This is a genomic window from Parafrankia sp. FMc2 (assembly GCF_041008525.1).
Lineage (GTDB): Bacteria > Actinomycetota > Actinomycetes > Frankiales > Frankiaceae > Parafrankia.
Genome location: NZ_JBFLUG010000482.1, coordinates 1 through 694, shown reverse-complemented (window position 1 = coordinate 694; position 694 = coordinate 1). Strand labels below are relative to the sequence as shown.

Annotated in this window: 1 protein-coding gene; it reads left to right on the top strand. The window is 76.1% G+C overall.

The annotated features are described in order from the left end of the window. A partial coding sequence (locus tag AB1460_RS38050) for a ketoacyl-synthetase C-terminal extension domain-containing protein (RefSeq protein WP_368967454.1) occupies positions 1 to 694 on the top strand: 694 nt, incomplete at both ends.

The following is a 694-nucleotide window of genomic DNA, read 5'->3' as shown; positions in this document are numbered from 1 at the left end:
CCGGCCACATCCAGCTCCTCACCGAACCCACACCCTGGCCCGACGTCCACCGCCCCCGCCGCGCCGCCGTCTCCTCCTTCGGCATCAGCGGCACCAACGCCCACGTCATCCTCGAACAAGCCCCCGAGCCGTCCGAGTCGGTGCCGGTACCGGTACCGGTGCCGGTACCGGCGCAGGCGCAGGCAACGCTCACGGGCGCCGAGTCAGGTACCGACGCGGCAGAGGCCGCCTCCGCGGGTACGGCCTCGGCGGGCGCGGAGGTTCCTGGCCCCACGCCGCGGGCCGAGGTGCCGCCGCCGTGGATCCTCTCCGCGCGCACCCCGGCAGCGCTGCGGACGCTGGCCGGCCGGCTGCACCAGCGACTCGCCGGCGTGGACGAGCCGACCGCCGCGGCGGTCGCTCATGCCCTCACCCACACCCGCGCCCTGTTCGACCACCGGGCGGTGGTGGTCGGCGCTGACCGGGACGAGCTGGTCGGCGGCCTGGCGGCGCTCGCCGCGGGCGAGCCGGCGCCCGGTCTCGTCGGCGGACGGACCGACGCCGCCACCGGGCCGGTTCCGGGAAAGGTGGCGTTCCTGTTCAGCGGGCAGGGCAGCCAACGCCCCGGCATGGGCCAGGAACTCGCCGCCACCTTCCCCACCTTCGCCACCGCCTACCACGACACCATCACCGCCCTCGACACCCACCTCACCCC